The sequence below is a fragment of the Kitasatospora sp. NPDC088134 genome, from assembly GCF_044741705.1.
Taxonomy (GTDB): Bacteria; Actinomycetota; Actinomycetes; order Streptomycetales; family Streptomycetaceae; genus Kitasatospora.
Genome location: NZ_JBIUTD010000002.1, coordinates 190,538 through 213,668 on the forward strand (window position 1 = coordinate 190,538; position 23,131 = coordinate 213,668).

18 protein-coding genes are annotated in these 23,131 nt (G+C 71.3%); 8 read left to right on the forward strand and 10 right to left on the reverse strand.

What is annotated here, in order from left to right; all coding sequences use genetic code 11:
* The first annotated feature begins 4 nt into the window (after positions 1 to 4).
* From ACIOHG_RS04445 to ACIOHG_RS04465, 5 genes are all read left to right on the forward strand, one after another.
* A complete protein-coding gene (locus ACIOHG_RS04445) occupies positions 5 to 1,630 on the forward strand; it encodes an ABC transporter substrate-binding protein (RefSeq protein ID WP_400945171.1) in 1,626 nt (541 codons plus the stop codon).
* An 82-nt stretch (positions 1,631 to 1,712) separates the two neighbouring features.
* Entirely contained in the window at positions 1,713 to 2,639 is a 927-nt protein-coding gene (locus ACIOHG_RS04450) for an ABC transporter permease (protein WP_400945173.1), read from the forward strand.
* The gene (locus ACIOHG_RS04455) at positions 2,632 to 3,645 is read left to right on the forward strand and encodes an ABC transporter permease (protein ID WP_400945175.1); all 1,014 of its coding nucleotides are present in this window, start codon (positions 2,632 to 2,634) and stop codon (positions 3,643 to 3,645) included. Before ACIOHG_RS04450 ends, ACIOHG_RS04455 begins: the two co-directional genes overlap by 8 nt.
* Positions 3,646 to 3,661: 16 nt before the next feature.
* Complete coding sequence (locus tag ACIOHG_RS04460; protein ID WP_400945177.1) at positions 3,662 to 4,714, forward strand: ABC transporter ATP-binding protein; 1,053 nt, start codon at positions 3,662 to 3,664, stop codon at positions 4,712 to 4,714.
* On the forward strand, positions 4,704 to 5,783 hold the full coding sequence (locus ACIOHG_RS04465; RefSeq protein WP_400945179.1) for an ABC transporter ATP-binding protein: 1,080 nt from the start codon (positions 4,704 to 4,706) through the stop codon (positions 5,781 to 5,783). The genes ACIOHG_RS04460 and ACIOHG_RS04465 overlap by 11 nt, the downstream gene beginning before the upstream one ends.
* Before the next feature lie 67 nt (positions 5,784 to 5,850).
* Here the strand turns inward: ACIOHG_RS04465 and ACIOHG_RS04470 are convergent, their stop codons facing one another.
* From ACIOHG_RS04470 to ACIOHG_RS04515, 10 genes are all read right to left on the reverse strand, one after another.
* Positions 5,851 to 6,912: an ABC transporter ATP-binding protein gene (locus tag ACIOHG_RS04470; protein ID WP_400945181.1), complete on the reverse strand. Its 1,062-nt coding sequence runs from the start codon at positions 6,910 to 6,912 to the stop codon at positions 5,851 to 5,853.
* Positions 6,913 to 6,943: 31 nt separating this feature from the next.
* The gene (locus ACIOHG_RS04475) at positions 6,944 to 8,020 is read right to left on the reverse strand and encodes an ABC transporter ATP-binding protein (protein WP_400945183.1); all 1,077 of its coding nucleotides are present in this window, start codon (positions 8,018 to 8,020) and stop codon (positions 6,944 to 6,946) included.
* Positions 8,021 to 8,075: 55 nt separating this feature from the next.
* The gene (locus tag ACIOHG_RS04480) at positions 8,076 to 9,056 is read right to left on the reverse strand and encodes an ABC transporter permease (protein ID WP_400945185.1); all 981 of its coding nucleotides are present in this window, start codon (positions 9,054 to 9,056) and stop codon (positions 8,076 to 8,078) included.
* A 184-nt stretch (positions 9,057 to 9,240) separates the two neighbouring features.
* On the reverse strand, positions 9,241 to 11,007 hold the full coding sequence (locus tag ACIOHG_RS04485) for an ABC transporter substrate-binding protein (RefSeq protein WP_400945187.1): 1,767 nt from the start codon (positions 11,005 to 11,007) through the stop codon (positions 9,241 to 9,243).
* A 116-nt stretch (positions 11,008 to 11,123) separates the two neighbouring features.
* Positions 11,124 to 12,146: an ABC transporter permease gene (locus tag ACIOHG_RS04490; RefSeq protein ID WP_400945189.1), complete on the reverse strand. Its 1,023-nt coding sequence runs from the start codon at positions 12,144 to 12,146 to the stop codon at positions 11,124 to 11,126.
* Positions 12,147 to 12,627: 481 nt separating this feature from the next.
* Positions 12,628 to 14,340 carry an ABC transporter family substrate-binding protein gene (locus ACIOHG_RS04495; RefSeq protein ID WP_400945192.1) on the reverse strand — a complete coding sequence of 571 codons (1,713 nt, stop codon included), beginning with the start codon at positions 14,338 to 14,340 and terminating at the stop codon, positions 12,628 to 12,630.
* Between the two features lie 366 nt (positions 14,341 to 14,706).
* Entirely contained in the window at positions 14,707 to 17,040 is a 2,334-nt protein-coding gene (locus tag ACIOHG_RS04500; protein ID WP_400945194.1) for a hypothetical protein, read from the reverse strand.
* A 295-nt stretch (positions 17,041 to 17,335) separates the two neighbouring features.
* Entirely contained in the window at positions 17,336 to 17,791 is a 456-nt protein-coding gene (locus ACIOHG_RS04505) for a DUF6113 family protein (RefSeq protein ID WP_400945196.1), read from the reverse strand.
* Entirely contained in the window at positions 17,788 to 18,678 is an 891-nt protein-coding gene (gene mshB / locus ACIOHG_RS04510; protein WP_400945198.1) for an N-acetyl-1-D-myo-inositol-2-amino-2-deoxy-alpha-D-glucopyranoside deacetylase, read from the reverse strand. The genes ACIOHG_RS04505 and mshB overlap by 4 nt, the downstream gene beginning before the upstream one ends.
* An 84-nt stretch (positions 18,679 to 18,762) precedes the next feature.
* Positions 18,763 to 18,957 (reverse strand): DUF2304 domain-containing protein, encoded by a 195-nt coding sequence (locus ACIOHG_RS04515; protein WP_400945200.1) that lies wholly within the window; start codon positions 18,955 to 18,957, stop codon positions 18,763 to 18,765.
* 240 nt (positions 18,958 to 19,197) lie between these two features.
* Here ACIOHG_RS04515 and ACIOHG_RS04520 point away from each other — a divergent pair, with 240 nt between their 5' ends.
* From ACIOHG_RS04520 to ACIOHG_RS04530, 3 genes are all read left to right on the forward strand, one after another.
* Positions 19,198 to 21,327 carry an alpha/beta fold hydrolase gene (locus tag ACIOHG_RS04520; protein WP_400945202.1) on the forward strand — a complete coding sequence of 710 codons (2,130 nt, stop codon included), beginning with the start codon at positions 19,198 to 19,200 and terminating at the stop codon, positions 21,325 to 21,327.
* A gap of 120 nt (positions 21,328 to 21,447) precedes the next feature.
* Entirely contained in the window at positions 21,448 to 22,404 is a 957-nt protein-coding gene (locus tag ACIOHG_RS04525; RefSeq protein WP_400945204.1) for an ABC transporter ATP-binding protein, read from the forward strand.
* Entirely contained in the window at positions 22,401 to 23,123 is a 723-nt protein-coding gene (locus ACIOHG_RS04530) for an ABC transporter permease (RefSeq protein ID WP_400945206.1), read from the forward strand. Before ACIOHG_RS04525 ends, ACIOHG_RS04530 begins: the two co-directional genes overlap by 4 nt.
* Positions 23,124 to 23,131: the final 8 nt, after the last annotated feature.

The window sequence follows — 23,131 nt, forward strand, 5'->3', positions numbered from 1 at the left end:
CTCCATGCCTGCAGGCACCCGCGTGCGCTGGGCCCTGGTCAGTGCGACGTCCGTGGCCCTGGTGGCCACGGGTTGTGGCAGTAGTGGCAGCGGCTCCGGTGGAGGCTCGTCGGACACCAGCAAGACGTTCACCTACCAGAGCAGCGAGCCGCAGAACCCGCTGCAGCCGGCCAACGCCAACGAGACCGGTGGCGGACGCATCGTGCAGAACCTGTTCAAGGGCCTGGCCGACTACGACCCGTCCAACGGCAAGCTGCGGATGCAGGTCGCGGACAAGATCGACACCAGCGACTCGCAGACCTTCAACGTCACGCTGAAGTCCGGCTGGACCTTCCACGACGGCACGCCGGTGACGGCGAAGAGCTTCGTGGACGCCTGGAACTGGGCGGCGAACACCAAGAACAACCAGATCAACAGCTCCTGGTTCTCGGACATCGAGGGCTACGCCGATGTCCACCCGAAGAGCGGCGCCCCGGCCAAGGACACCATGTCCGGCCTGGCCGTCCAGGACGACACCCACTTCACCATCAAGCTGACCAACAAGGTGTCGTACTTCCCGTACAAGCTCGGCTACGTGGCCTTCTCACCGCTGCCGGAGGGGTTCTTCAAGGATCCGGCGGGCTACGGGCAGAAGCCGGTCGGCAACGGGCCGTACCAGTTCGTCAGCTGGGACCACAACGCGCAGGTGGTCACCAAGACCTTCGCCAACTACCAGGGCGTGGACAAGCCGAAGAACGGCGGTGTGATCTTCAAGATGTACACCACCGCCGAGGCCGCCTACGCGGACCTGCAGTCCAACAACCTCGACGTGATCGACCAGGTGCCGCCGTCGGCGCTGGCGAACTACAAGAACGACCTGGGCGACCGGGCGATCGACGCCCCGCAGGGCGCGATCCAGAACATCGGCTTCACCCTCTACCAGGGCGACTGGCAGGGCCAGGACAAGAACAAGGTCCGGCAGGGCCTGTCGATGGCGATCGACCGCGACACCATCACCAAGACGGTGCTGCAGGGCTCGCGCAAGCCCGCCACCGCCTGGGTCGCCGAGGGCGTCGACGGCTACAAGTCCGGGACCTGCGGGGACGCCTGCACCTACAACCCGGACAAGGCCAAGCAGCTGATCCAGCAGGGCGGCGGCGTCCCCGGCAACGCCATCAAGATCACCTACAACGCGGACGGCGGCCACAAGGAGTGGGTCGACGCGGTCTGCAACTCGATCCGCCAGGCCACCGGCGTCAACTGCGCCGGCGACCCGAAGACCGACTTCAAGACCGCCCGCGCGGCGATCACCGGCCACCAGATCAACGGCCTGTTCCGCACCGGCTGGGTGCAGGACTACCCGCTGAACGCCAACTTCCTCGCCGACGTGTACCGCACCGGCGCGGCCTCCAACGACACCGGCTACTCCAGCCCGGAGTTCGACAAGCTCGCCAACGAGGCCGACCAGGCGGCGTCCGTCCAGGACACCGCCACCGGCTACCAGAAGGCCGAGGCGCAGCTGGCGATCGACATGCCGGCCATCCCGCTCTGGTACTACCGGAGCAACTCCGGCTTCTCCACCAAGGTCCAGGGCGTCAAGTTCGACTCCTTCGGCAACCCGGCCTGGACCCAGGTCGAGGTCAAGGGCTGACCCCACCCGACGCCGGCCCCGTCCTCCCCGCACGGAGGGCGGGGCTCCGGCACTACGTCACCCCTTCGGAGGGAGGGCTCCCATGGGCCATTACGTCCTACGGCGCGTGCTCCAGATGATCCCGGTGTTCCTCGGGGCCACGCTGCTGATCTTCCTGATGGTGTACAGCCTGCCGGGCGACCCGATCGCGGCGATGTTCGGCGACAAGGCCGCCGACCCCGCGCAGGTCGCCAACCTGCGGCACAAGTACTACCTCGACCAGCCGCTGTGGAAGCAGTACCTGCACTACATGAACAACATCTTCCACCTGGACTTCGGCACCAGCTTCACCGGCCGCCCGGTCTCGGAGATCATGGCGGACGCCTTCCCGGTCACCATCCGGCTGGCCCTGGTCGCCTTCTTCTTCGAGATCTTCATCGGCCTGCCGCTGGGCCTGCTGGCCGGCCTCAAGCGCGGCAGCATCGCCGACACCCTGGTGCTGGTGGTGACCCTGATCGTGATCTCGATCCCGGTCTTCGTGCTCGGCTACATCGCCCAGACGGTGTTCGCGATCAACCTCGGCTGGGTCACCGCGACCGTGCAGGACTCCAAGGACATCGGCCAACTCATCCTGCCGGGACTGGTGCTGGCCTCGCTGTCGCTGGCGTACGTGGCCCGGCTGACCCGCACCTCGATCGGCGAGAACCTGCGCGCCGACTACATGCGCACCGCCGTCGCCAAGGGCCTGCCCCGGCGCACCATCATCGGCCGGCACCTGCTGCGCAACTCGCTGATCCCGGTGGTGACCTTCCTGGGCACCGACCTCGGCGCCCTGATGGGCGGCGCGATCGTCACCGAAGGCATCTTCAACATCGCCGGCGTGGGCAACGTCCTCTACAAGGCGATCAACCAGAAGGAAGGCCCGACGGTGGTCGGCATCGTCACCGTGCTGGTGCTGGTGTACCTGGTCGCCAGCCTGGTCGTCGACCTGCTGTACGCCGTCCTGGACCCGAGGATCCGCTATGCCTGACCGGAACGGGGACCTCCCCGACGACCACGACCCGCTGCGGAGCGTTCCGCCCGCGGACAGCGACCACCTGGACTACGTCGGCCAGCAGGGCCTGGCGGTGGAGCAGGAGACGCTGCGCGAACCGGACCCGGCCAAGCGCGAGCAGGCCCGCAGCCTCTGGGGCGACGCCTGGCGGGACCTGCGCCGACGGCCGATCTTCCTGATCTCGGCGGTGCTGATCCTGCTGCTGGTGGTGATCGCGATCTTCCCGGGGCTGTTCACCAGCACCGACCCGCGGGCCGCCGACCTCACCCGCAACTACCTGCGCAAGCCGGACTACACCGACTTCTTCGGGGCGGGCTGGTTCGGCTACGACGGGCAGGGCCGCTCGATCTACGCCCGGGTGCTCTACGGCGCCCGGGCCTCGATCACGGTCGGCATCTGCGTCACCCTGGCCGTCACCCTGCTGGGCGGGCTGGCCGGGATGACCGCCGGGTACTTCGGCGGCTGGGTCGACGCGGTGATCTCCCGGCTCACCGACATCTTCTTCGGCATCCCGCTGCTGCTCGGCGCCCTGGTGCTGCTGAACGCCTTCGCCACCCGCAACGTCTGGTCCGTGGTGATCGCGCTGGCCTTCCTGGGCTGGACCCAGCTGGCCCGCGTGATGCGCGGCTCGGTGATCACCGTCAAGCAGTCCGACTACGTGGTGGCCGGGCGGGCGCTCGGCGCCGGCACCGGGCGGCTGATGTTCCGGCACATCCTGCCGAACGCGCTCGCCCCGGTGATCGTGGTCGCCACCATCGCGCTCGGCGGCTACATCACCGCGGAGGCCACGCTGAGCTTCCTCGGCATCGGCCTGCAGGACCCGACGATCTCCTGGGGCGTGGACATCTCGTCCGCGCAGAAGGTGATCCGGCAGGCCCCGTTCGCCCTGTTCTTCCCGGCCGCCGCGCTCTCGATCACCGTGCTGGCCTTCATCATGCTGGGCGACGCGGTGCGCGACGCCCTCGACCCGAAGCTGCGCTGAGCGAGCGGAGAGGCACATGAGCACCGTCGCCGACCAGGCCCGACCCGCCCGCGAGGAGCCCTTCACCGGGCCGCTGCTGGACGTCCGGGACCTGCACGTGGAGTTCAAGACCCGGGAGGGCGTGGTCCGGGCCGTCAACGGCGTCAACTACTCGGTGTCCGCGGGCGAGACGCTCGCGGTCCTGGGCGAGTCCGGCTCCGGGAAGTCCGTCACCGCGCAGGCCGTGATGGGCATCCTCGACATGCCGCCGGCCAGCATCCCGCAGGGCGAGATCCTGTTCCGGGGCCGGGACATGCTGAAGATGTCCAAGGAGGAGCGCCGGAAGATCCGCGGCCAGAAGATCGCGATGATCTTCCAGGACGCGCTCTCCTCGCTCAACCCCGTCCTCCCGGTGGGCTACCAGCTCGGCGAGATGTACCGGGCGCACCGTGGCACCAACCGCAAGGACGCCCGGGCCAAGGCGATCGAGCTGATGGACCGGGTCCGCATCCCGGCCGCCGCCGAGCGGGTGGGGGACTACCCGCACCAGTTCTCCGGCGGCATGCGCCAGCGCATCATGATCGCGATGGCGCTGGCCCTGGAGCCCGACCTGATCATCGCGGACGAGCCGACCACTGCCCTCGACGTCACCGTCCAGGCGCAGGTGATGGACCTGCTGGCGGAGTTGCAGGCCGAGTACCACATGGGTCTGATCCTGATCACCCACGACCTCGGCGTGGTCGCCGACGTCGCCGACAAGATCGCCGTCATGTACGCGGGCCGGATCGTCGAGACCGCCCCCGTGCACGAGCTGTACGCCCGGCCCGCGCACCCCTACACCCGCGGCCTGCTGGACTCCATCCCGCGGCTCGACCAGAAGGGCCAGGAGCTCTTCGCGATCAAGGGCCTGCCGCCCAACCTGCTGCGGATCCCGCCGGGCTGCGCCTTCAACCCGCGCTGCCCGCGGGCCCAGGACGTCTGCCGACGGGACGTCCCGCCGCTGGCGGTGGTCGCCGAGGACGACGGGACGCCGTTGCCCGGGCGGCACAGCGCGTGCTTCTTCTGGAAGGAGACCCTCCATGACGGTTAACGGCGCCACCCCGCTCGGGGCGACCACCCCGGAGGAGGTCGCGTTCGCCCAGGAGGTGCCGCGCGGCGAACCCATCCTGGAGGTCCGCGACCTGGTCAAGCACTTCCCGCTCACCAGGGGCGTGCTGTTCAAGAAGCAGGTCGGCGCGGTCAAGGCCGTCGACGGCGTCTCCTTCGACCTGATGCAGGGCGAGACGCTCGGCATCGTCGGCGAGTCCGGCTGCGGCAAGTCCACCCTGGCCAAGGTCCTGATGAACCTGGAGCCCGCGACCTCCGGCTCGGTGAAGTACAAGGGCGAGGAGATCTCGCACCTGTCCGGCGCCGGGCTGAAGGCGGTGCGCCGCAACATCCAGATGGTGTTCCAGGACCCGTACACCTCGCTGAACCCGCGGATGACGGTCGGCGACATCATCGGCGAGCCGTTCGAGATCCACCCCGAGGTGGCGCCGAAGGGCGACCGGCGCAAGGCGGTCCAGGACCTGCTGGACGTGGTGGGTCTGAACCCGGAGTACATCAACCGGTACCCGCACCAGTTCTCCGGCGGTCAGCGCCAGCGGATCGGCATCGCCCGCGGTCTGGCGCTCAAGCCCGAGGTGATCATCTGCGACGAGCCGGTCTCCGCGCTCGACGTCTCGGTACAGGCCCAGGTGATCAACCTGCTGGAGCAGCTCCAGGACGAGTTCAACCTGTCCTACATGTTCATCGCGCACGACCTGTCGATCGTCCGGCACATCTCGGACCGGGTCGGCGTGATGTACCTCGGGCGGATGGTGGAGATCGGCACCGACCTGGAGATCTACGACCACGCCACCCACCCGTACACCCAGGCGCTGCTCTCCGCCGTGCCGGTGCCGGACCCGACCGCCCGCGAGCACCGGGACCGGATCGTGCTGACCGGCGACGTGCCCTCCCCGGCCAACCCGCCGTCCGGCTGCCGGTTCCGCACCCGCTGCTGGAAGGCGCAGGAGAAGTGCTCGGTGGAGGACCCGGCGCTGACCGTCCGGGACTGGCTGGAGGGGCGGGCCCGGCACGACTCGGCCTGCCACTTCGCCGGCGAGCGGGAGGTCTGAGCGCACGCACGAAGGGGCCCCCGCCGAACGGATCGGCGGGGGCCCCTTCGGGTCGCGCGGTGAGGGCTCAGACCTCGGCGCGCTGCTTCGGGAGGGCCGGGTTGGTGCCGTCCTCCGGGAAGTGGCACGCGGTCAGGTGGTTGTCCACGCTGCCGGAGAGCTGGATCAGCGGCGGCTCCTCCGTCGCGCACTTCTCCTGCGCCTTCCAGCACCGGGTGCGGAACCGGCAGCCGGACGGCGGGTTGAGCGGCGACGGGACGTCACCGGTCAGCCGGATGCGCTCGGCGGACAGGTTGTCCGGGTCGGCGTCCGGGGCCGCCGAGAGCAGCGCGTGGGTGTACGGGTGCCGCGGGCGGTTGTACAGCGAGTCGCGGTCGGCGATCTCGACGATCTTGCCGAGGTACATCACCGCGACGCGCTGCGAGAAGTGCCGGACGATCGACAGGTCGTGCGCGATGAACACGAACGCGATGCCGAGTTCCTTCTGCAGCTCCTGCAGCAGGTTGACCACCTGGGCCTGGATCGACACGTCGAGCGCGGAGACCGGCTCGTCGGCGACGATCAGCTTCGGGTTCAGGGCGAGCGCACGGGCCACGCCGATGCGCTGGCGCTGGCCGCCGGAGAACTCGTGCGGGAAGCGGTTGTAGTGCTCCGGGTTGAGACCGACGATCTCCAGCAGTTCCTTCACCCGGGCCTCGCGGCCCTGCGGCGGGTTGATGTCGTTGATCTCCATCGGGCCGGTGATGATCGTGCCGACGGTGTGCCGCGGGTTCAGCGAGGAGTACGGGTCCTGGAAGATCATCTGGATCTCGGACCGCACCGGCGCCAGCTCCTTGCGGGAGGCGTGCGCGATGTCCTGACCCAGGTACTTGATCGAGCCGGCGGTCGGCTCGTACAGCCGGGTCACCAGGCGGCCGGTGGTCGACTTGCCGCAGCCCGACTCGCCGACCAGGCCCAGGCTCTCGCCCGCGTGCACCGTGAAGCTGACGTCGTCGACCGCCTGCACCGCGCCGACCTGGCGCTTGAACGGGAAACCGCCCATCACCGGGAAGTGCTTGGTGAGCCCGGACACCTCCAGCAGCGGGCTGCCGGTTGCGGCGGTGCCGCCCACGTTCTGCTCTGCACTCATGGTTGTTCGCTCCTTGAACCGAGAATCTGACTCAGCTGCTCAGCCGGGGCAGGATCTGCTCGGTGAGGATGGACTGCTTCTGCGCGTGGGTGAGGTGGCAGGCCGACAGGTGGCCGCTCTCGTCGACCAGGTCCAGCCCGGGGCGCTCGGTGGTGCACCGGTCGCCGGGGACCTCGGACCGGAACTCGCAGCGCGGGTTGAACGCGCAGCCGGACGGCGGGTTCAGCAGCGAGGGCGGCGAGCCCGGGATCGGCCGCAGCGGCAGGTCGACCGACGCGTTGATCCGCGGGATGGAGCTCAACAGGCCCCAGCCGTACGGGTGCTGCGGGGTCTTCAGGATCTGGCGCATGGTGCCGCGCTCGACCGCCCGGCCCGCGTACATCACCAGCACGTCGTCGGCGATCTCGCGGATCACGCCGAGGTCGTGGGTGATGAAGATGATCGACGTGCCGGACTCCTCCTGGAGTTCCTTCAGCAGGTCGACGATCTGGGCCTGCACGGTCACGTCGAGCGCGGTGGTCGGCTCGTCCGCGATCAGCAGCTTGGGGCTGCAGACCAGCGCCATCGCGATCATCGCGCGCTGGCGCATGCCGCCGGAGAACTCGTGCGGGTAGCTGTCCACCCGCTTGTCGGGCTGCGGGATGCCGACCTTGGCCAGCATGTCGATCGCCCGGGTGCGGGCCTCGCGCTTGCTCGCGCCGGTGTGCTTCATGAACGGCTCGGAGATCTGCCGGCCGATCGTGTAGTACGGCGAGAGCGCGGCCAGCGAGTCCTGGAAGATCATCGCCATCTTGTTGCCGCGAAGCCGCTCCAGCTCCTTCTGCGGCAGGGTCAGCAGCTCCTGGCCGTCGAGCTTGATGGAGCCCTCGATGGTGGTGTTCCGCGGGTTGTGCAGACCCATCACCGCGAGGTTGGACACCGACTTGCCGGAGCCGGACTCACCGACGATGCCGAGCGTCTTGCCGGCCTGCAGGTCGAAGTTCAGCTCGTTGACGGCCTTGACGATGCCGTCCTCGGTCCGGAACCGGACCCGCAGGTCGCGGACGGAGAGGAAGGCGTCGCCCGCGGCGGCCGGGGTGCCGGCCTCGGACTTGGTGAGGGTGCTCACGGTCGGATCTCCTCGGGGACGGGGTGGTGCGGGGCGGGGGCGGATGCGAAGGTGCTCATCCGATCCTCACCCGGGGGTCGAGGACGCCGTAGACCGCGTCGACGACGATGTTGAAGATCAGGATCGCGGCGGCGCTGAACAGCAGCACGCCGAGCTCCAGCTGGGTGTCCTGGGAGTTGATCGACTTCACCGCGAGCATGCCCAGGCCCTGGATGCCGAAGGACACCTCGGTGATGATCGCGCCGGAGAGCACGACGCCCAGGTCGAGGCCGAAGATGGTGACGATCGGGGCCATCGCGCCGCGCAGCGCGTAGCGCCACCAGACGTAGCGGTTCGACATGCCCTTGGCGCGGGCCGCCCGGATGTGGTCCTCGGACAACTGCTCGATCATCAGCGAGCGGACCTGGCGGGTGTAGTTCGACCAGAAGATGATCGACATGACCAGCCACGGCAGGATCATGCCGGTGATCGAGGTGATCGGGTCCTCGGTGAACGGCGTGTACCCGGGCTTGTCCAGCCAGTGCAGGTTGGTGACGAACAGCGCCATCGCGAGCGGGGCGACGAAGAAGATCTGGGTCGACTGGCCGAGCTGCGAGAGCGAGCTGGCGACGGTGTCGAAGATGCTGCCCTGCTTCCAGGCGGAGAGCATGCCCAGGCTGACGCCGATGATCAGGAACGCCGCGGAACCGCCCAGGGCCAGCATGATGGTGGCCGGGTAGTTCGACATGATCACGTCGATGACCCACTGGTGGCGGGAGTTCGAGTAGCCCAGGCAAGGTGCGTTGCAGAAACCGAAGTCGCCGCGGTCGACGCCGACGAACAGGCCCTTGATGTACTCCCAGACCTGCTCGACGTGCGACTTGTCCAGACCCATGTTGTGGCGGACCGTCGCGAGCTGCTGCGGGCTGCAGCCCTTGGGGCAGTTCAGCTGGGCCTGGTCCACCGGCAGTGTCATGACTGCCAGGTAGGTCAGCAGGACCAGGAGGAAGAGGATGATGATCGCGCCGAGCGCCCGGCGAGTGAGAAATCTGAGCATGGGTTGGGCTCTTCCGAGTCTGGGCGCCGTCGGCGGCCGCGTCGTGGAGAGTGCCGGGCCCGGTCGCGGACCCGTGTGTGGGCCTGGTGTCGGTGTGCGGCAGGAGACGGCGGGCCCGTCCGGTCGGACGGGCCCACCGGCAGGGCGCGGGACCGGTGGTCGGTTCCCGCGCCCTGGCAGATCACTACTTGATGTAGACGCTGGAGATGTCGGTGGCGCCGATGACCTCGTTGTAGGCCACGCCGCCGAGGCCGGCACCGTAGACCTGGAAGAACTTGTCGTAGACCGCGGGGATCTTCGGCGCGTCCTCGAGGGCCTTGTCGGCCAGCTTCATCCACTCGTCCGACGCCTGCTTGACGTCCGTGATCTTGTTGATCCGGTCGATCTCGGCGTTGATGGCGTCGTTGTTGTAGTGGCTGTAGTTCGGCGAACCGTCGGCGATGGTGCGGCCGTCCAGGGTCGGCGGAACGACGGTCGAGCCGACCGGCCAGTCAGCACCCCAGCCGGAACGGTACAGGTCGAAGCCGTTGTCCTTCTTGCCGATCACCGAGTAGTAGCTGGTCGGGTCCAGCTCCTTGCGGTCGACCTTGAAGCCCGCGTTGTTCAGGGCCTCCTGGATCGCCGCGGCGACCGGCTGCCAGCGCGGGGTGTTCGAGTAGGCCAGGACGATCGGGTAGTTCTCCGCGCCGGCCTCCTTCAGGAGGGCCTTGGCGGCGGCCGGGTCGCCCTCCGGCTTGGCCTTCAGGCCCAGCGGGTCGGAGTCCTTCCAGCCGGCCACGGTCGGGCTGACCAGGTTGGTGGCCAGGTCGCCGGTGGCGGCGCCGCCGAGCAGCTTCTGCACCTGGGCGCGCGGGAAGGCGAGGGCGAGGGCCTTGCGGACCTTCGGGTCCTTCACGCGGGTGTTGTTGATGTCGAAGGTGTCGACGAACGGCAGGAACTTGTTCGTCAGGCGGTCCTTGTAGGTCGCCAGGTCGCCCTGGATCTTGGCGATCGACGCGTTGTCGGCGTTGGTCACCAGGGTCAGCGCGTTCTTGTCGTCACCGTTGCCGGCCAGCAGGCGCTGGGTCAGCAGCGGGTTCGAGATGGAGAGCTCGAACTCCCAGCCGTCCACGTACTGGTGGCGGATCGGGTCCGACTTCGGGTCCCAGTTCGGGTTCTTGACCAGCTTGAGGGACTTGTCCTTCTCGTAGCTGGCGATCTTGTAGGGGCCGATGGAGACCGGGTGGTCGTTGTACTTCTCCTTGTCGTCCTTCGACTTCTGGATGGCCGTGATGTTCGGCATCTGGACGGCGTACGGGGTGTCCGCGTGCGCCTCCTTGAAGTGGAAGACGATGGTCTTGTCGTCGGGGGTGCCGATGACGTCGTCACCGAGCTCCTTGCCGTCGTACGGGCCCTGGTAGACCTTGCGGTAGTCCGCGCCGGACAGCCAGGTCTGGATGTAGGTCGGACCCTGGTCCTGGTAGTCGGCGTACAGGCGCTCGACGCCGTACTTGACGTCCTTCGAGGTGATCGGCGTGCCGTCCTCGAACTTCAGGTTGTCCTTGAGGGTGTACGTCCAGGTCTTGCCGCCGTCCGACTGCTTGCCGGTGTCGGTGGCGAGGTCGCCGACCAGGATGGTCTTGCCGGTGGCCGGGTCGGTCTTGTAGCCGGTCAGCGAGCGGCTGTAGAGCTGCGCGACGGCCTGGTACTCGTTGACGTAGATCTGACCGGGGTCGAGGTAGTCGAAGCCCGCCGCCTCGATGGAGTGCGCGGTGCCGCCCGGCTTGGCGCCGGCGACGTCCTTGGCCGGGCCGGTGGAGTCGGCCAGGGTGCCCAGGCCGAAGTTCTGCACCTCGGACTTGGCGGAGTTGGTGTTGTCGGTCTTGGTGTTGTGACCGCTGGAGCAACCGGTCAGGGTGAGCGCGCTGATCGCCAGCATCGCGGGCACGTACGCGGCCTTGCGAAGTCTCATTGCTTCCTACCTGTCAACTTGGCGTGGGATGTCTGGTCAGCGCGGACCGCCGGTGCACCACCGGGGACTGCTGGACACAGGGTGTTGCTGGGTGATGCGCGTGGTGCGAGGTGGTGCTACCGGATGGTCTTCGGGTCGAGAGCGTCCCGGACCGCGTCCCCGAGCAGGTTGAAGGCGAGGACGAAGGTCGTCAGCGCCACGCCCGGGAAGACGAGATAGGTGATGTCGGACTCGTAGTACTGGGCGGCGTCGGAGAACATCCGGCCCAGGTCCGGGGTCGGGCTGGTGAAGCCCACACCGAGGAAGGAGAGGCCCGCGACGGCGGTGATGATGGCCGGCAGCGTCAGGGTCGCCTGCACCAGGATGGTGGTGGCCAGGTTGGGCAGCAGTTCCTTGAAGATGATCCGCAGCGGCGAGGCACCGGCGATCTTCGCGGCTTCGATGTACTCGCGCTCGCGGAGGCTGATGGTGATCGACCGGATCAGACGGGCCATGCCCATCCAGCCCAGCAGGGCCAGGATCGTCCACATGCCGACCAGGCGGACCCAGAACGGGGTCTCCTTGTCGATCGGGACGATGGCGTTCACCACGATCGGGAAGAACGCGATGGCGGTCAGCTGCGTCGGCAGCGCGAGCAGCATGTCGCTGAAACGGCCGACCAGGTAGTCGAAGGTGCCGCCGAGGTAGCCCTGGGCCAGACCCACCACCACACCGAGCACCGTGGAGGTGGCCACCACGATCAGGCCCACACCGAGCGAGGTGCGGATGCCGTAGACGATGTTGGTGAAGATGTCCTGGCCGGTGCCCGGCGTGATGCCGAACCAGTACTCGCTGCTCATACCGCCGTTGGGGGCGACCGGCAGGTTCAGGGAGTCCAGCAGGCTGGAGTCCCTCAGCCCGTAGAAGACTTCGGGGTCTTTCCCGTAGAGCGCGGAGATCACCGGGGCGAGCAGGGCCGCCGCGATGTACCCGAGGGTGATCACTGCACAGACCACGCCCGTGCGGTTGCGCTTGAAGCGGCTCCAGGCGATCTGGCCCGGCGTGCGCCCGAGGAGCTCGCCGGGCTTGGCGCCGGCGGCGTCCGTGGACTTGGCGAGGGTGGGATCCCCCTCGGCCGTCGTCCCAGTTGGCGTCGTCATGGTGCTAAAGCTCCCGACCGTGGTCCGTGCAGAAGCAAGGAGTAAGAACTTGGATGAATGGACTCTTGCAAGTCGTTTATCGAACGTCAAGAGTTCCTCAGTTGTCGGCGGCCCATTTCCTGCTTCGTGCTGGAATGTCAACCACTTTGTAGTTCTCGGACTCTTGACAGCGATCGAGCGAGACGGTCAAAACCGGACATACGCACTCAACTGCCGTTCACATGTCCGTAACCATGCACGGTCTACTCCGGTATCAGGACGTCGCACCGTCCGTGACGGTCGCACGACGCGCGTAGACCTGGTGTCCGTTTTGTGGTCATTCACCGGAATTCTCGGACGCAATTGGGTGTCCGATTATCGGACACCCGTGTTTTCGGGCGTGCCGCAGCGAATTCATGGGTAGGGGTGCCTCAATTCGGGTGGCGCGGGGGGCGCCACCCGGCTGGCAATTTCCCGCCATTGGCGAGACCTCGCCGCGCTGTTACTTCATCAGCCCGATGTTCTCGTAGACGAAGTCTCCGAGTCCCGGGGCGCCGATGTTGGCGAGCTCCTTGCGGACCCCGTAGATGGCCGGCCGCTGGTACAGCGGAACCAGGCCCGCGACTTGCCACGCCTCCGCGTCGGCACGGTTGAGCGCCTCCGTCTCCTCGTCCACGGCGTCGGCCCGGGCGGCCTCCGCCATCGCCCTGTCGAGCGTCCTGCTGCCCACCTGCGACCAGTTGGAGCCGGAGTCCTGCTGGAAGGTGCTGATCGAGTTGGACACCGGGAAGGGGGTGCCCAGCAGGGCGAAGGCGGTCAGGTCGAAGTCGTGCTGGTAGATGTAGCGGTCGAAGAAGTCGCCGGCCGGCACGGTCTGCACCGTGACGGTGACGCCGACGGTGGCGAGCATCCGGGTGACCGCCTCGCTCTCGTTGGCGGCCAGGTTGTTCGAGGCCGGCGCCACGAAGCGCAGCACCAGGTCCTTGCCGTCCTTGCCGCGGACGCCGGAGGGGCCGGGCTTCCAGCCCAGCGCGTCCAGCGCGGCCCGGGCGGCGGCGGGGTCGAAGCGGCTCAGGCCGCCCGAGTTGTCCTGGTAGCCGTGCTGCGAGGGCACCAGGAAGTGGTTGTTCATCGGCACGTACGGCCAGTCCAGGCCGGCCAGGTCGGTGCGGGTGATCTCGGACCGGTCGATCGCCTGGATCAGCGCCTGACGGAGCTTCGGATCGCCCAGCACCGGGCTCTTCCCGTTGAGCACCAGCTGCCGCAGGTTCGGGCCGCCGGCCCGGCGGACCTCGGCGCCGGCCGTCTGCTGGATGGTTCGGTAGCCCTCGGCGTTGGGGCCGTTGTTGTAGAAGTCGACCTCGCCCCGGGCGAAGGCCTGCGGCATCGTGCCGGTGTCGTACGCCTTGAAGACGATCTTGTCGAGCAGCGGCTTGTCGCCCCACCACGCCGGGTCGGCGACCACCGTGACGGTGCGCGCCCCCGGGTCCATGTCGGCGACCTTGAACGGCCCGCCGGAGACCGGGATCTGCCCCCGGAAGGAGGTGTTGAACTGGTCGGGGGTGGAGACGTACCGGGCGGGCAGCAGCGGGGCGTTGCCGGCGTTGTTGAACATCGCCTGCCACTCCGAGTACGGCTCCTTGAAGGTCATCACCGCCTGGAAGTCGTCCTGCCCCCGGACCACGCTCTCCACCTGGTCGAAGCCGTTCGAGGTGGCGGTCCGATAGCCGGGGTCCAGCGCGCCCAGCGCCTGCCAGTTCGCCTGCAGGTCCCGCCAGGTGATCGGGAGGCCGTCGGACCAGTGCGCCTTCGGGTTGAGCGTCCAGACCACCACCTGCTTGCCCTGCCGCTGCTCGCTGCGGGCGCTGACCAGGTAGGCCGGGTTGGGGGTCTGGGTGCCGCCCGCGTCGGAGCGCCAGAAGGTCGGCAGCAGCGCCTTGGCGACGTCGTTGGTGGAGGCCTCGGAGCCGTCCGCCTGCAGCGGGTTCCACTGGCTGGAGTACTGGTCGATCGCCCACCGCAGGGTGCCGCCCTGCCGCAGCGCCTCGCGCGGCGCGGGGTTCATCGCCTGCTGGGTCATCCGCGGCCCGTCGCCGCCGACCGCCGCGGCCGACCCGCTCCGGGCCGACCCGTCGGCGGCGGAGCAGGAGCACAGCGCGAGGGCCAGGACGGCCGTCGCGGCGGCCGGCAGGAGGGGGAAGCGGGGTCTCGGCACGCGGCACATCTTGCGAGCCGGTGAACGGACTTGTCGACCTACGACGGATCAAGTATTGGTAACGCGATGTGGCCGGGCGGTTGCGCCGTCCGGTTCGCCCGGTTCTGCGACGCCAGTGGCGAGGACTCGCCAGTACGCCGGCGGGGCGGGGGGGGGGGGCGCCCCCCCCCCCCCCCCCGCGGGGGGGGCGGGGGGGGGGGGGCGGGCGCGGCTCACACCCCCGGCGCGCCGCGCGGGGCGGGGTGGGGGGGGGGGCGCGGGGGGGGGCGGGGGGCCGCGCGGCGGGGGGGGGGGGGCCGCGCCGGCCCGGGGGGGGGGGGGGGGCCGCCCCCCCCCCCCCGCCCGCCGGGGAGGGCTGACGGAGCGTCAGGCCGGGAACTTGAAGACCCGGTCCTTGCCGCTCTTGGCGATGGTCTGGCCGATCGCGTCCGCGACGTCCTGCGGGGTGATCGGGACCTGCTGGCCGTTCTTGGTGGTCTTCACCTTGTCGAAGGCCGGGCCGATCGCGGCGCCCAGCTTGTCCAGGTCCCACTTCAGCACCACGGTGCCGGACGCGTCCGGCGCCAGCACCAGCGCCTTCGCCGCGGTGTTGCGGCCGAAGACGAACGGCTTGGTGCCCGCCGTCACCGTGATGTTGCCGTTCAGCACCTGCTTGCCGAGCGAGTCGGCGGCGGCCTGCAGGGCGTCCTGCCCGACCTTCGGCTGGGCTGCCGCGGTCGGCAGCACCAGCTCGGTCTCCGGCCGGCCCGCCGCCCGGTCCCGGTAGGCCTGCTCGACCTTGTCCGCGGCGGAGGCCGAGTCCAGCGACTGGCCGGCCTTGCCCGGCACCACCTCGGCGGCGCCCGCCTCGGTGAACCGGACGAAGCCCTCCTGCAGGCTGCTCTGCCCGGACTTGGCGCCCAGGTCGTCCAGCGCGGCCTTCAGCTTGGCCTTGTCGACCCGCACCTGCGGCTGGACCGCCTTGCCGCTGCCGGTCAGCGAACCGAACACGTCCACCGGGCTGTAGCTGTGCTTGGTGAGCGAGTCGACCGTCGCGGTGGTGTCGAAGGACAGGCCCGCGCTGGCCGGGTCCAGCTCCACCGCCTGGTCGCCGACCTTCAGCTTCAGCGGCTGTCGGCCGATCTTGCCGACCGAGCCGTCCAGCACGGTCACGGCCTGGTCGCGGGAGTCGCCGCCGATCGAGGTGCCGAGCACCGTGGTGCCCTTGGGGATGTCGGACTGGTTCATCATCAGGCCGGCGCCGTAGCCCGCCGCACCGAGGAACAGCACCGCGACGGCGGCGGTCAGCAGCAGCTTCCGGGCGCCGCGGGCCTTCGGGGCGGCCTTCGGCCCGGACGGTGCCTCGGGCTCGGCCTCCGGCTCCGCCTGGGCCTGCGCCGTGGCGGGCGGCACCGGCCGCTTCGGGGTGGCCGCCCGCGGCCCGCCCGGGAAGGGCTGCGCGGCGGGCACGTCGGCGAACCGGCCGCCGCCCTCGCCGGCCGGGCGCCGGCGCTCGGTCCCGAACGGGTCGGCGGGGGCGCCCGGCGGGGCGGCCGCGGCCGGGCCGTTCAGGAACAGCTGGGTGGTCGGCGGGTCCTCGGCGCGCCGGCCCCGGTCGGCGGCCGGGCCGCCGAACAGCTCGGTGGTGGGCGGGTCGGTGAACGGGTCGCCGCCGGCCGGAGCGGATATGCCCGGCCCGGTCGGCAGGTCGTCACCGGTGATCGGGTCGAAGCCGCCGATCTGGGTGTCCTCGCCCTCGCCGTCGCCCGGGAAGCCCGGACCGGGGGCCGGTGCACCGCCGGGGCGGCCGCTGCCCGGAGGACGGCCGCTGCCCGCGGGCCGGCCGTTCGCGGACGGCGGCGCGGTGAAGGGGTCCTGGCCGGCGGGCGGCGGGGACTGCGGTCGCTGCTTCCGCGGGGCCGGGCGCTCCGCGAACGGGTCGCCCTGCGGCGGCATCGGGTGCCCGCCGGTGCGGGAGGACGGGTCCTCCGGCCCGAACGGCGAGGCGGGCGCGCCGGACGGGCGCGGCGCGGGCGGCTGCTGCTGGGCCTGCGGGGCCGGCCGCTGGGCCTGCTGCGGCTGCTGCTGCGGGGACTGCTGGGCGGGGCGCGGCGCCGGCCGGCCCTGCGGGGCCGTCCCGGGACCGTCCGGCCGGGCGCCGCCGGGGTGGGCGGCCACCGCCGGGGCCGGGGCCGCCTGCACGCCCGCCGGGGCGGGCTCCTGACGGCCCTTCTGGCGCGGCTTGAACCACTCGCCGGTCGACTCCGACTCGGAGGGCTTCGGCGCGGGCTCCTGCCACTCCGGCGGCAGCTCCGGCGCGGTCGCGTTCCGGGAGCCGCCGTCCATCACACCGAGCACCGGGTCGCTGCCCCCGCCGCGGTGACGCGGGCCGGCCGGGTCGGTGCCCGGGTCGGCGGGCTGCTCGGCCCGGGCCTTGCCGCCCTTGCCGCCCTTCCCGTCCTTGACCTTGCTCTGCACCACCACGGGGGGGATCGGCCGCGAGCCGGGGATGTTGATCCGCACCCGGGTGGTCAGCGTGGTCTCCGTCTTCGGCGTGTCGGCCTCGTCGGCGCGCGGACCGGGAGCGGGCCGTCCGGCGGCCGGGTCCGCGCCGATCCCACCGGGCAGGCCGGTGCCGTACGGCGGGGTGCCCGACGGGTACGCGTCGGGGCCACCGCGGCGGGGCTGCGGGTGGGCGTTGTCAGATTCGCGGCTGCTCAATGCTGCTCTGCTCCGGGTTCGCGGCCGGGCCGGCTGGGCCGTCCGCTGCGTATGGGGCGGGTGACCGACGGACGACGGCGTGCGGCGTGCGGCGGGCCGACCGGCCCCGGGGACATCAGCTGTTCACATGTCGGCTGCGGCGAGCGCCCCGGCACGCGAGTGGTGCCGAAGCTACCGTCCCGCCCGGTCGGACCGGACAGTGGGGGTGGCCCGCCGAGGCACCACCATACCGACAAGGAATCCGGCCCGTCCGGCGACCGGGGCAGACGAATGGTCCGAATCCCCCCGGTATGCGTTACCGGTCGCCGTCCCTGACGGTCCGTCGGGGCTCCGGCACCGGCCCGCCGAACAGGAACCCGGTGCGGGTCGGCAGGGTCGCGCAGACCACGCCGAGCACCGAACCGCCGAACAGGTAGGCGTACGAGGTGACCGCGGTGGTGAGCACCAGGTCGCCCTCGGGGCGGGGCGCCATCAGCACCGCCAGCACCAGGAACCAGCCGCCCAGCGCGGCGCCCGCGCCGAGCTTGGTGCCGGTCGCCCGCAGCCCGCCGTAGAACAGCCCGGCGCAGGCCAGCAGCGCCAGCAGCACGCCCAGCGGCGGCCACAGGGTCTGCACGAAAGCTCCGCAGACCGAGGCCGCCGCGCCGAGCAGGAACAGCACCGCGTACAGCGCGATCCGCAGGCCGCGCGGCGGCAGCGGCTCGGCGATCCGCTCGTCCCGGGTGCCGAAGAACGCGTGCAGGAACCTCACCGTGCCACCTCCGCGAACAGGTCGGTCTCGGGGGAGCCGGGGCCGAGCGGGCCGCGCACCAGCTCGTAGTACTCGGTGGCCAGCAGCGGCTGCCCGAGGTCGTTGCTGAGCGCGAAGTGGCGGCCGTCCACCACGATCTGGGTGGCGTGCGCCCGCATCGCGGCGGCCTTCGCGGCGAGCTGCGCCGAGACGTCGACGGCGGTGGTGACCAGCCGGTCGTCCACCACGCCGGGGAGCTGCCCGACCGGTGCGACGCCGCCGAACCGGGCCTCGGCGGCGGTCTCCCGCAGCCCGGCCTCGGCCACCGAGCGCGGCACCCGGTTCCAGTACACCTTGGCGATCCGCCAGGGCGCGCCCAGCTCCGGGCGGAACCCCGGCTCGGCGGCCAGCTCGTGGGCGCGCATCGCCACCCGGTGCGCCTGGATGTGGTCGGGGTGGCCGTAGCCGCCGTTCTCGTCGTACGTCACCAGCACCTGCGGGCGGACCTCGCGGATCACCGCGACCAGGTGGCCGGCCGCCTCGTCCAGGTCCGCCCGCCAGAAGCAGGACGGGTCGTCGTTGTCCGGGACGCCCATCATCCCGGAGTCCCGCCAGCGGCCCGGGCCGCCCAGGAAGCGGTGGTCGGTGACCCCCAACTCGCGCATCGCGGCGGCGAGTTCGCCGACCCGGTGGGCGCCCAGCGCATTGTCCCGGGACTGCTCCAGGTGGGCCAGCTCCGGCGGGATCACCTCGCCGCCCTCGCCCAGCGTGCAGGTCACCAGGGTGACCCGGACGCCCTCGGCGGCATAGCGGGCCATGGTGCCGCCGTTGTTGATCGACTCGTCGTCGGGGTGGGCGTGCACCAGCAGCAGCCCGCGGCCACCGGCCGGGGCGGGTACGGAGGTCATGCCCGGCAGCTTACGGCCTGCCCGGAGCGGGACTCCCGGACAGGCCGCACGGCGTGCCGACGCAGGCGGGGGCGGAGGCGGAGGCTAGAGCTTCAGACCGTTGATCATCCCGGCCAGGTTGGCCGTCACCTGCTGGATCGACGGGGCGATCGAGCTGGAGGCCAGGTAGAAGCCGAGCAGCGCGCACACCAGGGCGTGACTCAGCTTCAGGCCGGAGCGGCGGACCAGGGCCCAGACCACGACGAGCATCAGGACGGCGGCGGAGACGGACAAAGCCATGACGGCTCACCCTTCCTCGGGTGCGCGGCCCCGGGGACGGGACAGCGGGCGGAACGATGGTCAACTGATACCCGATCGGTGACGAACGGGTGACGTTCCGTGAGTTCCACCGGGGTGTCGGGCGGGTCGGCCCCGGCGCGGCGCCCCCGGTCAGCGGCCGTCCGGACGGCCGGGCACCCCCGCGGCGGCGGCCTGCGCCGTACGGGTGAGCGCCTGGGCGCGGGCCGTAGGGTCGGCCGCATGACCACCGAGAAGCCGCACGACACCTTCCCCCGGCAGTACGCGCGCACCCAGCGGTTCACCGCGGGCGCGCCCCGGTCGTTCGCCGTCACCCCGGACGGCGCCCGGGTGCTGTTCCTGCGCTCCCGGGGCACCGGGCAGCCCGCCAACCTGCTGTGGAGCCTGGACGTGGCGACCGGCGCCGAGACCGTGCTCGCCGACCCGGCGGTCCTGCTCGGCGGCGCCGCCGAGGAGCTCTCGGCCGCCGAGCGGGCCCGCCGCGAACGCAGCCGGGAGACCTCCGCCGGGATCGTCGGTTACACCCTGGACGCGGCCGCCCGGACCGCCGTGTTCGTGCTCTCCGGACGGCTGTTCGCGGTCGACACGACGAGCGGCGCGGCCCGCGAACTGCCCGCCGCCACCCCGCTGCTGGACCCGCGCCCGAGCCCCGACGGCACGCACGTCGCGTACGCCACCCCGGCCGGCGAGCTGCGGGTGACCGCCGTGGACGGCAGCGGCGACCGGCTGCTGGCCGGGCCCGAGGCGGACGGCGTCCGCTGGGGGCAGGCCGAGTTCGTCGCCCAGGAGGAGATGGCCCGCGACCGCGGCCACTGGTGGGCCCCCGACGGCGGCGCGGTGCTGGCCGCCCGGGTCGACGACCGGCCGGTGCGCCGCTGGTGGATCGCCGACCCGGCCAACCCCGACCGCCCGCCGGTCGAGGTCGCCTACCCGGCCGCCGGCACCCCCAACGCCGAGGTCGGCCTCTGGCTGCTCGGCCTGGACGGCACCCGCACCGAGATCCGCTGGGACCGCGCCGCCCACCCCTACCTGGCCCGGGTGCACTGGGCCGCCGGCGCCCCGCCGCTGCTCCAGGTGCAGGCCCGCGACCAGCGCGAACAGCTGCTGCTGGAGGCCGACCCGGCCACCGGGGCGACCCGGGTGCTGCTGACCGAGCACGACCCGGACTGGCTGGAGCTGTTCCGCGGCGTTCCCGTCCGGGCCGCCGACGGGCGGCTGGTGCGGATCGCCGACCGGGACGGCGCCCGGGTGCTGCTGGTCGGCGAGGAGGCCGTCACCGACGCCGGGCTGCACGTCCGCGCGGTGCTCGGCGCCGACCGGGACGGCGTGCTGTTCACCGCCTCCACCGGCGCGGCCGAGTTCGAGCGCCGGCCGCCCGGCTGGCTCGGCGTCTTCGCGGCCGGGCCCGACGGCGTCCGGGAGGTCGGCGACGGCGCGCTCGGCGCCGTCCGGGCCGGCGGCACCACCGTGCTCACCACCGCGCACCCGCTGCGCCCCGGCACCACCGCCACCGTGCTGCGGGACGGCGCCGAGCCGCGGGTGATCGCCTCGTACGCCGACACCCCGCTGCTGGCGGCCCGTCCGGTGTTCCGGTTCGCCGGGGAGCGGCGGATCCCCTGCGCGGTGCTGCTGCCCACCGGCTACGACCCGGACACCGACGGGGAACTGCCGGTGCTGATGGACCCGTACGGCGGCCCGCACGGGCAGCGGGTGGTGCAGGCGCACAACCCGCACCTGGTGTCGCAGTGGTTCGCCGACCAGGGCTTCGCGGTGATCGTCGCGGACGGGCGCGGCACCCCCGGGCACAGCCCCGGCTGGGAGAAGTCGATCAGCCGGCGGACCGCCGAGGTCTCGGTCCAGGACCAGGTCGACGCGCTGCACGCGCTCGCCGAGCAGTTCCCGCTCGACCTCGGCCGGGTCGCGATCCGCGGCTGGTCCTACGGCGGGTACCTGGCCGCCGCCGCCGTGCTGCGCGCCCCCGAGGTGTTCCACGCCGCGGTGGCCGGCGCGCCCGTCACCGAGCACGAGCTCTACGACACCCACTACACCGAGCGCTACTACGGCCACCCCGCCGTCGAACCCGAGGCGTACCGGGCCAACTCGCTGGTGGAGCTGGCCCCTTCGCTGCGCCGGCCGCTGATGATCGTGCACGGCCTGGCCGACGACAACGTGGTGGTCGCGCACAGCCTGCGGCTGTCCACCGCGCTGCTCGCGGCCGGCCGCCCGCACACCGTGCTGCCGCTGTCCGGGGTCACCCACATGACGCCGCAGGAGGAGGTCGCGGAGAACCTGCTGCTGCTCCAGGTCCGCTTCCTGAAGGAGTCGCTCGGCCTGCCGTCACCCCTGCGGTAACGGCTCCCGCCGTGACATCCGTCATGCGGAGGTCACGACGGCGCACACTGCCGCGGCCACCCCCGTCCCGAGGAACCTGGAGGAGTCGGAGAGAACGGCTCTCGAAGGGACGCGGTGGAGATGACGACGGGAACGGGGGAGGTCGCGGCCTTCCGGAACGTCAGCAGGAGCTACGGCCGGGTGAAGGCGGTGAACGGCCTCGACCTGGTGCTGCGACCGGGCGAGACGGTCGCCCTGCTCGGGCCCAACGGCGCGGGCAAGTCCAGCAGCCTCGACCTGCTGCTGGGCCTGCGCGAGCCCGACAGCGGCACCGTCGAACTGTTCGGCGGCAGCCCGCGGGAGGCGATCACGGCCGGCCGGGTCGGCGCGATGCTGCAGAGCGGCGGCCTGATGAGCGACGTCAAGGTCCGCGAGATCGTCCGACTGGCCTGCAAGGTGCACCCCAAGGGCCACCCGGTCGACCAGGTGCTGGCCACCGCCGGGATCACCGAACTCGCCGAGCGCCGGGTCGACAAGCTCTCCGGCGGCCAGGAGCAGCGGGTCCGGTTCGCCCTCGCGATGGCCGGCGCCAACGACCTGATCGTCCTCGACGAGCCCACCACCGGCATGGACGTCTCGGTCCGCCGGCAGTTCTGGGCCGCGATGCGGGCCCAGGCCGACGCCGGGCGCACCGTGCTGTTCGCCACCCACTACCTGGAGGAGGCCGACTCGATCGCCGACCGGGTGCTGGTCCTGCACAAGGGCCGGCTGATCGCCGACGGCTCCTCCGCCGAGATCAAGGCCCGGGCCGGCGCCCGCCGGATCGGCTTCGAACTGCACCCCTCCGACGGCGGCACCTTCGACGAGGCCGTGCTGCGCGCCCTGCCCGGCACCGTCGGACTGGACGTCAGCACCCGCGCCGACGGCGTCCGCACCGTCCGGATCCGCTCCAGCGACGCCGACGCGGGCGTGGCCGCGCTCTACAAGGCCGGGCTGTACCCGCGCGGCCTGGAGGTCACCGGCCTCGGCCTGGAGCAGGCCTTCCTGACCATCACCGGCGAGCAGGACCACCAGGACGACGAGGAGAGCGCGCGATGACCACCCTGATCGAGCTGGAGATCCTGCGCACCCTGCGCAACAAGCGGTACCTGCTGTTCACGGTGCTCTACCCCGCGCTGCTGTACGTCTTCTTCATCAGCGCCTACGGCAGCGGCGGCACGGTGGCCGGCGGAGTCTCCGTCAAGTCGTACTTCATGGTCTCGATGGCCACCTTCGGCGCGGTCGGCGCCGTGCTCACCGGCTCCGCCCAGCGGATCTCGCTGGAGCGCAAGAGCGGCTGGACCCGCCAGTTGCGGCTCACCGCGCTGCCCGGCCGGGCCTACACCCTCGGCAAGATCGCCGCCTGCGCGGTCACCACGCTGCCCGCGATCCTGGTGGTCTTCGTGATCGGCGCGATCGAGGGCGTCGACCTGACCGCCGCCCAGTGGCTCGGCCTCGGCGCCGCGCTCTGGCTCGGCAGCTTCGTCTTCGCCGCGCTCGGCGTCGCCCTCGGCTACGCCGCCCAGCCCGACGCCATCCAGCCCGTGGTGATGATCGTCTACATGCTGATGGCGCTGTTCGGCGGCACCTGGTTCCCGGTCGGCGACTCGCTGAAGGCCTACGCCCGGTTCAACCCGGTCTACGACTACAACCAGCTGGCCTCGTTCGTCCACGGCCAGGGCGTGGCGGTCACCCCGATCCTCGCGCTGGCCGGCTTCCTGGTGGTCTTCACCGCAGCCGCGGCCCACCTGTACCGCAAGGACGCCCGGCAGGCATGATGGCCCGC

Coding starts and splice junctions, on each gene's coding strand:
- ACIOHG_RS04450 (WP_400945173.1), top strand. CDS start 1,713: ATGGGCCATTACGTCCTACGGCGCGTGCTCCAGATGATCCCGGTGTTC.
- mshB (WP_400945198.1), bottom strand. CDS start 18,678: ATGACCTCCGTACCCGCCCCGGCCGGTGGCCGCGGGCTGCTGCTGGTG.
- ACIOHG_RS04470 (WP_400945181.1), bottom strand. CDS start 6,912: ATGAGTGCAGAGCAGAACGTGGGCGGCACCGCCGCAACCGGCAGCCCG.
- ACIOHG_RS04520 (WP_400945202.1), top strand. CDS start 19,198: ATGACCACCGAGAAGCCGCACGACACCTTCCCCCGGCAGTACGCGCGC.
- ACIOHG_RS04515 (WP_400945200.1), bottom strand. CDS start 18,957: ATGGCTTTGTCCGTCTCCGCCGCCGTCCTGATGCTCGTCGTGGTCTGG.
- ACIOHG_RS04490 (WP_400945189.1), bottom strand. CDS start 12,146: ATGACGACGCCAACTGGGACGACGGCCGAGGGGGATCCCACCCTCGCC.
- ACIOHG_RS04480 (WP_400945185.1), bottom strand. CDS start 9,056: ATGCTCAGATTTCTCACTCGCCGGGCGCTCGGCGCGATCATCATCCTC.
- ACIOHG_RS04455 (WP_400945175.1), top strand. CDS start 2,632: ATGCCTGACCGGAACGGGGACCTCCCCGACGACCACGACCCGCTGCGG.
- ACIOHG_RS04530 (WP_400945206.1), top strand. CDS start 22,401: ATGACCACCCTGATCGAGCTGGAGATCCTGCGCACCCTGCGCAACAAG.
- ACIOHG_RS04525 (WP_400945204.1), top strand. CDS start 21,448: ATGACGACGGGAACGGGGGAGGTCGCGGCCTTCCGGAACGTCAGCAGG.
- ACIOHG_RS04465 (WP_400945179.1), top strand. CDS start 4,704: ATGACGGTTAACGGCGCCACCCCGCTCGGGGCGACCACCCCGGAGGAG.
- ACIOHG_RS04485 (WP_400945187.1), bottom strand. CDS start 11,007: ATGAGACTTCGCAAGGCCGCGTACGTGCCCGCGATGCTGGCGATCAGC.
- ACIOHG_RS04460 (WP_400945177.1), top strand. CDS start 3,662: ATGAGCACCGTCGCCGACCAGGCCCGACCCGCCCGCGAGGAGCCCTTC.
- ACIOHG_RS04445 (WP_400945171.1), top strand. CDS start 5: ATGCCTGCAGGCACCCGCGTGCGCTGGGCCCTGGTCAGTGCGACGTCC.